The 5,024-nt window shown below is 61.6% G+C and carries 4 protein-coding genes; 3 read left to right on the top strand and 1 reads right to left on the bottom strand.

Features of this window, described 5'->3' with window-relative positions; translation table 11 throughout:
• The first annotated feature begins 502 nt into the window (after positions 1-502).
• Positions 503-1,996: a glyceraldehyde-3-phosphate dehydrogenase gene (locus RCH21_RS17075; RefSeq protein ID WP_326965408.1), complete on the top strand. Its 1,494-nt coding sequence runs from the start codon at positions 503-505 to the stop codon at positions 1,994-1,996.
• Positions 1,997-2,133: 137 nt separating this feature from the next.
• A complete protein-coding gene (locus RCH21_RS17070; protein ID WP_326965407.1) occupies positions 2,134-3,159 on the top strand; it encodes an ATP-dependent 6-phosphofructokinase in 1,026 nt (341 codons plus the stop codon).
• Between the two features lie 253 nt (positions 3,160-3,412).
• Here RCH21_RS17070 and RCH21_RS17065 read toward each other — a convergent pair whose 3' ends face one another.
• A complete protein-coding gene (locus tag RCH21_RS17065; protein WP_326965406.1) occupies positions 3,413-4,720 on the bottom strand; it encodes a helix-turn-helix transcriptional regulator in 1,308 nt (435 codons plus the stop codon).
• Positions 4,721-4,886: 166 nt separating this feature from the next.
• Here RCH21_RS17065 and RCH21_RS17060 point away from each other — a divergent pair.
• A partial coding sequence (locus RCH21_RS17060; RefSeq protein ID WP_326965409.1) for a hypothetical protein occupies positions 4,887-5,024 on the top strand: 138 nt, incomplete at its 3' end.

Genomic DNA, 5,024 nt, shown 5'->3' with positions numbered 1-5,024 from the left:
CATGAGGGCCAGTTGAAAGACAACCGTAGAACCACCCCAACCCCACTACCAGACCCCACCGCAAGACCCCCCAACCACACCGCTCACCCCCCTCATTGTGCCGCTCGTCACACAAAACCCCCACACACCACCCCACACAGCACCGCACCCCACACCCCCAACACCCCACCCCGCACCCACCCCCAACACCCACCCCGCGGCATACACCACCACCCTCTGCTGCCCGAAAGGGTGGTCGAAACCATCCCGAAACAGCGTTTTCACTACCCGGACTCGGCGGGACGATGAGCATTGAGCCCACCTTCGAGCAGCGGACGCCAACGACGATCCGGTGGAACCTGCCTCCGAAGCAACGAACCACGTGGCAGCAACGCCCGGTGTCGAGGAAATTGCGAACACGACGGCAGTACTCATCCATGAGCAGCTGATGTCAGTGTCCGCATCGCTGGAGTGGGTGCCCAGATGCTCGTCAACAGACCGACCCTCCTTAGGAGAGCAATCGATGCTACAGACACCAGACCCCTATCTCGATACGTGGATGGGCCGCGAAGCTCTCGCCGAGACCATGATCCCGGTGATCGGCCGGCTGTACCGCGAGAACAACGTGGTTGTGAGCATTCATGGTCGGAGTCTGACCAACAAATCCACCATGCATATCCTCAAGGCGCACCGATTCGCGCGCCGGATCAGTGGGGATGAATTGGCCTTGGAGGAGACTGCCCCGCTACTGAACATCCTGGCGAAGCTCGACCTCGGCTCGGCCGCGCTAGATATCGCGCGCCTGCACCAGAAGTTCAGGGACGAGGGCAACGAAGCCGACCTGGAGGAGTTCCTTCGTGCCGAGCTCGCCGGCATACTAGGGAGGCGCGGCGATGGCGACGGTACCGGCACCGATGTCGTGCTCTACGGCTTCGGTCGGATCGGGAGACTGCTGGCCCGTCTCCTGATCGAGAAGGCCAGTGGTGGTAATGGACTACGCTTGCGCGCCGTCGTCGTTCGCCGAGGATCCGACAACGACCTCGCCAAACGGGCAAGTCTCTTGCGGCGCGATTCGATCCATGGCCCCTTCGACGGCACTATCCGAATCGATGACCATGCCAACACCATCACGGCCAACGGCGTGCAGATCCAGATCATCTACTCGGATGACCCCGCCGCCATCGACTACACCGCATACGGCATCAACAACGCCCTGGTGGTCGATAACACCGGCCGCTGGCGCGACGCCGAGGGTCTGTCCCAACATCTGAGAAGCAGAGGTGTCGCTCGGGTGCTCCTGACCGCACCAGGCGAAGGTGATCTGAAGAACATCGTCCACGGCATCAACCACCGCACGATCGAGGACACGGATCGGATCATCTCCGCTGCGTCCTGCACGACGAACGCCATCACCCCGGTCCTGAAGGCCATTCACGAGAGGTTCGGCGTGGTACACGGCCATGTGGAAACCATCCACTCCTTTACGAATGACCAGAACCTGATCGACAACTTCCACAAGGGTGATCGTCGTGGGCGGTCCGCTCCGCTGAACATGGTGATCACCGAAACAGGTGCAGCCGAAGCAGCCGCGAAAGCTCTGCCCGAACTACTGGGCAAGCTCACCGGTAGCTCCATCCGAGTGCCCACTCCGGACGTATCCCTGGCCATCCTGCATCTCGGCCTGGAGAACGCGACAACCAAGGACGCAGTCAACAATTTTCTTCGAGAAATGTCGCTGCACTCCGGCCTGCGCAAGCAGATCGACTACATCGACTCGCCCGAAGTGGTTTCCTCGGATTTCGTCGGTTCCCGTCGTACCGGCATCGTGGACGGCCTTGCTACCGTTTCCACGGACCGCAATCTTGTTCTCTACGTCTGGTACGACAACGAGTTCGGCTACAGCTGCCAGGTGGTGCGGGTCATGGAGCAGATGGCCGGCGTCCACCGGCCGTCCCTCCCAGCTACAGACATCGTCGAGGAGGCAATGTCGGTACTCGCAACGTGGACGCCCGCCTAGCCTCCGTCCTGCTACACCGTCCGTGTCGTTACTGCGGAAATCGCAATGACGCGGGAGATCTCGGCACTCGAAACGCATTTCTTCTCCCATGACGCCACCTTGTCCCTGCAATTCCCTCCCATGATCTGAGTACATACATGAAAATCGGAATCCTTACCAGCGGCGGTGATTGCCCCGGACTGAACGCTGTCGTCCGCGGTGCGGTATTGAAGGGCATTACTGTGCACGGACACGAATTCGTGGGTTTCCGAGACGGCTGGCGTGGTGTGGTGCAGGGTGAGGCCATCGACATCTCCCGCGCCATGGTTCGGGGTATCGCCAAGCAGGGCGGCACGATCCTCGGCACCTCCCGCACCAATCCCTTCGACAACGGCGGCGGTCCTGAAGTCATCGAAGCTCACCTGGTCCGGTTGGGTATCGATGCGATCATTGCCATCGGCGGTGAGGGAACCCTGGCTGCAGCGAATCGTCTCACCGACGTCGGATTGAAGATTGTGGGCGTACCGAAGACGGTGGACAACGACCTCGATGCGACGGATTACACCTTCGGTTTCGATACCGCTGTGCAGATCGCCACGGAGGCGATCGACCGGCTGCGCACTACCGGCGAATCACACCACCGGTGCATGGTCGTCGAGGTGATGGGCCGTCACGTCGGCTGGATCGCCCTGCATGCCGGCATGGCGGCGGGCGCCCACGCCATCCTCATCCCGGAACAGAAAGTCAGCGTTGAGCAGATAGCCCAGTGGGTCACCCAGGCCAACGCCCGCGGCCGTGCGCCGCTGGTAGTAGTTGCAGAAGGGTTTGTTCCAGAGCACCTGGAATCACCACACTCTCCGCGGGGGCTGGATACTTTCGGCCGCCCAAGGCTCGGCGGAATCGCGGACAAACTGGCGCAGGAGCTCGAGACCCGGACCACCATCGAAACCCGTGCAACCACCTTGGGCTACATCCAACGCGGCGGTGTGCCCTCCGCCTTCGACCGTGTCCTTGCCACTCGGCTCGGCATGGCCGCTATTGACGCCGTCGTCGAGGACTCCTGGGGCACCATGGTCGCCCTGAAAGGCACTGAGATTCTACGAGTGAGCTTCGAGGAGGCGTTGGGTCAGCTGAAATCCGTTCCGCAAGAGCGCTACGACGAAGCCGCGGTCCTGTTCGGCTAGATGAAGCCGCGGTCCTGTTCGGCTAGATGAAGCCGCGGTCCTGTTCGGCTAGATGAAGCCGCGGTCCTGTTCGGCTAGATGAAGCCGCGGTCCTGTTCGGCTAGATCGCGTCATAGAAGGACGCGCATTACCGCCTCGGAGGCCGAATCCGCTGCCACGTCGTGCCCGGAGATCCCCCACCGTAAGTCAGCCAAGTCATCGAACCACTGATTCAGGGCTCCATGCCAGTCCGGTGCAACCGGTCGTCATTCCGTCAGCGAAGCCCGTTGCTATGCGCCAGGGCGATGGCCTCTGTGCGTGAGCCTACGTCGAGCTTCTTGAACAGGTTCCGCACATGGAACTTGACGGTGTTCTCGCTGATACCCAGTAGTGAGGCGATCGTGCGGTTGCGTTCTCCGGAGACGAGGTGCTGAAGCACTTCGAGTTCTCGCGCTGCGAGGTTCCACTCAGCGACATCCCCTGCCGGACGCGCCGGTAGGTCCAGCGGGAGCGTGACGAAGACGTCTGCACCCCAACCAGGCATGACATCGATCTGCAGGTGTCCGGTGAGCGCCTGTACCCGGCGATCCAAGCGGCTAATATTGGGCGAGTCGGCTGCAAGTGCACCGCCGCCGTCGTCGCGTACGTTGATCAGAAGGTTTTCGCCATCGCAGTCCCAATGGATTCGTACTCGGCTGACGTCGGGCTGCTCCACCATGGCCAGCACAAGTCCTCGGACGATGGCCCGCGCCGCGTGGGCGACTTCGCCGGGAAGGGCCCTTCCGTTGAGCGGCGGTTCGACGAACTCGACCTTGATTCCGCTGAAGCGCGTCAGCGGTCGCAGGTCCTCCCGCAGGCGCTCGAAAGTTGTCGCGACGGGCTGCTCTATGAGGTCCGTCGTACGGTCGCTGAGAGTGCGGATCCCGATCAGGGCTTTGGCTGTGAGGTCGGTGACGGTGGAGCGGGCTGCCGCATCGTCCAGGGAGGATGATCGCAAAGCAGCCAGGAGTGTCTCCAGGGTCGTGGAGTGTAGATCGGTCAGTTCCGCCGTCACGCGGACTCGTTCAGCTGAGGCTGCCCGTGATTCCAGCAGGAAGGACGGCGGCGCGTCAGCTACTTTCTCATGGATCCGTTGGGCGGCAATGCGCCACAGATAGGACACCACGTCCATTCCCATTTCGCGCTTCGGATCGACGGAGCGAGGATCCGTGAGGACGAGAAGGGCGCGGCTGGAGGTGTGAATCAGGGCAAGTACGGGGCGAGGTCGACCGGCGAGCTCGGCTTCGCCGAAGAAAGATTCCTCGTCCGAAAGGGCTGAGCGGAGTGCATCGAGTTCGGCAATCGAGACTCGGGAGATGATTTCCTCCTCACCCGCCTTCTTTCGGGGGCGCCCAGTGCACTCCTCGGTGAAGATGACCAATGCGCTGGTTGCGAGGTAGGGAGATATCGCCTCACGCAGTCGCTCCGCGATGTCGGTGAGGGGAGCATCGGCCAGAGCCGCTACGGCCTGCAGGAACGGCCACGGCAGGTCTGGGGTGTGACCGAATACTTCCGTCAGGGGATGGTCGGTTGCGGCACTCATCGTGTCAGTGTATCTGAGTAGACGTAACTTCCAACCCTTAAGGGTAGGCAGAACCGTCAGAAAACAGTGTTACCCCTACCCGTTTGATTCACCATCATGGATACCAGCCACAAAGCATCCGTACGGCCGCTAGAGGCCCGATGACCGAAATCAAAGGAGATAAATCGTGAATCCGACAGCACATGCGACGCTCACCGAGGAACCAACACTGACCTGGACCGAGCTTGATCAGAGGGCGGTTGATACGGTTCGTGTTCTGGCCGCGGATGCGGTGGAGAAGGTGGGGAATGGGCATCCGGGGACG

Source organism: Arthrobacter sp. PL16 (genome assembly GCF_035985055.1).
GTDB lineage: Bacteria > Actinomycetota > Actinomycetes > Actinomycetales > Micrococcaceae > Arthrobacter_D > Arthrobacter_D cheniae.
The sequence above is the reverse complement of the archived record's forward strand: the minus strand, read 5'-3'. Positions and strand labels throughout refer to the sequence as shown.